2 protein-coding genes are annotated in these 2,298 nt (G+C 56.4%); both read left to right on the top strand.

Going from position 1 to position 2,298, the window contains the following annotated elements; all coding sequences use genetic code 11:
• A partial coding sequence (locus lacNas_RS11955; RefSeq protein WP_201346898.1) for an MMPL family transporter occupies positions 1-1,008 on the top strand: 1,008 nt, incomplete at its 5' end.
• 117 nt (positions 1,009-1,125) lie between these two features.
• Positions 1,126-2,214 (top strand): MFS transporter, encoded by a 1,089-nt coding sequence (locus tag lacNas_RS11950; RefSeq protein ID WP_201330844.1) that lies wholly within the window; start codon positions 1,126-1,128, stop codon positions 2,212-2,214.
• The last annotated feature ends 84 nt before the right edge of the window (positions 2,215-2,298 follow it).

Raw genomic sequence — 2,298 nt, 5'->3', positions numbered from 1 at the left:
CAAGGCGTCGACGGCTCCAGCCAGCTTGCCGACGGGGCTAAGCAGCTGCAGTCCGGGACCAGCAAGCTGTCAAGCGGTGCAAGCAAGCTTGCCGACAAGACTCCAGCCATCACCAGCGGCCTGACTGCCGTCAACAATGGTCTGGTTTCCGCCGGCTCATACCTGAACGGCCTGCGCAAGTCCAAGGCTTCCGACACCTTCTACGTACCGAGCTACGTTTTGAAGAGCAACAAGGACCTGAAGAAGTCCTTGAGCGTCTTCCTGAGCCCGGACAAGAAGAGTGCCATGATCATCATCATCCTGGACAGCAACCCGAGTTCCGAAAGTGCCGCCGAGCACTCACAAGCCTTGAGCGCCATGGCCCGCAAGTCCCTGAAGGGGACCGACCTGGGCAAGGCCGATGTTGAAATGGGCGGGCAAAGCTCAACCATCGAAGACACCAAGAACACAGCCAGCGGCGACTTTACCAGAACGATGGCCATCATGCTGATCGGTATCGGCCTGGCCTTGATCTTCGTGACCCGGAGCCTGCTGCAGCCGATCTACATCCTGGGGACCCTGCTTTTGGCTTACATCAGCTCGCTGTCAATTACCCGCTGGGTAGTCGGCGCCGTGATGGGCCGGAGCACTCTTGCCTGGAACGTGCCGTTCTTCACCTTCATCATGCTGATCGCCCTCGGGGTCGACTACAGCATCTTCGTCATGATGCGCTACCGGGACAGCGATCCGCATGCCCTGCCTAGCGCAAGAATCCTGGAGGCATGTACGGTTATCGGGACGGTCGTCATCTCTGCCGCCGTCATCTTGGGCGGTACCTTTGCGGCCTTGATCCCGTCAGGCGTGCCAACCTTGATCGAAGTGGCCATCGGGGTCATCATCGGTCTGGCAATTCTGGTCTTCCTGATGCCGATCAACCTGTCGGCTTCAACCAAGCTGACCTACGAAGGCTTCCCTTGGCTGAAATGGCCAAGACGCAAGCGCAGCGTCAGCCTGGGCAAAAAGTCATAAAATTTCGAAGGAAAACTAAATAATGCCTTAAGAACCTGCCCTTAGCGGCGGGTTCTTTTTTGCGCCCGGGGGGAAAATGCTATAATGTGGAAAAGAAATTAGCAAAGGACGAGATTTATGGAAAAGTGTCCAAACTGTGGACAGGCGCTGACCGGCCGGGAACAGACCTGCCCAAACTGTGGATTCAATGTGGAAAAATACCGTCGCGACTACTTCCCGGACAGACAGGAAGAGCCTGAAAGAGCCGAAAAGGCAGAAACGGTGGAAAAAGCTGGGGAAACCGCGGCTGAAAAAGAACCAGCCGACAAGCTCAGCCGGTCGGCCTACCGGCACAAGCAGGAACAGCCAGCGCTCGCCAACCCGACTGTGGAGAAAATGATCCAGTGGCTGCGGGACAATACCACGATTGCCTTTCTGACGGGCGTGGGCCTGCTGATCGTCATGAGCTTTTCCCGGCCGCTGGGCTGGACGGCTTTTGCCATCTGCATGCTCTTGCTTATCTGGACCGGCCACCGGGGAAGCGGCGGCGAATACACGGCTGACCGGAACTTGACCGAGAAGATCCGCGCCTGGGCCTCGAAGATTTTCAACGCTTTTGACGACAAGGAAAACGAGCTGGAAGAAAAGAATGAAGATTTCACCCAGGCTCACCCCAAATTCGAAGCCAAAGTCGAGAAGGTGAAGAAGCAGGCCAAGGCCCGCAAGCCGCGGAACTTCGGGATCATCCAGCTGTCCATTCTGCTGACCAGCCTGATTACCCTGGTCCTGCTCTTCTTGGGGACCGGCTTTGTGACCTCCAGCAGCAAGCTGACGGTTGCCAGCGTCTTCTTTGAAGTTGCCAACCGGCAGATCACGTCGGGCAAGATCATCCCGGCCTTGATTCTTTATCTTTTCCTGGCGGTCTTTTTGCTCTTGCCAGTCTTCATCATGCTGGCCGTCAGCCAGAACACCCGGGTCTCCCGGGTCCGGGCCTTCCTCTTGTCTTTGGTGGAAAGCCTGACTTTGATCTACCTCTTCTACCGGCTGGGGCAGACGACCAGTGCTGACAGCTACATGGGCCAGGCAGTCACCAGCTTGAAGAGCTACGCGGTGGCGATCGGCATCTCGGGCTATTTGCTGATCCTGGTCAGCTGCATGACCACGGTTTTGTCCGGCATCAATGCCTTCCAGCCCATGGCCAAGCCGGACCAGAAGGAAGAAGAATAGTTTTTGGCACAAAAAAGCTGCTGACCTTGCGTCAGCAGCTTTTTGCTTGGAGATTCACTTGTAAGTCATTATTGCTTGTTCTGG

The sequence above is a fragment of the Lactobacillus nasalidis genome, assembly GCF_016587775.1.
Taxonomy (GTDB): Bacteria; Bacillota; Bacilli; order Lactobacillales; family Lactobacillaceae; genus Lactobacillus; species Lactobacillus nasalidis.
Note: the sequence above shows the minus strand (reverse complement) of the source record. Positions and strands in the feature narration are given on the sequence as shown.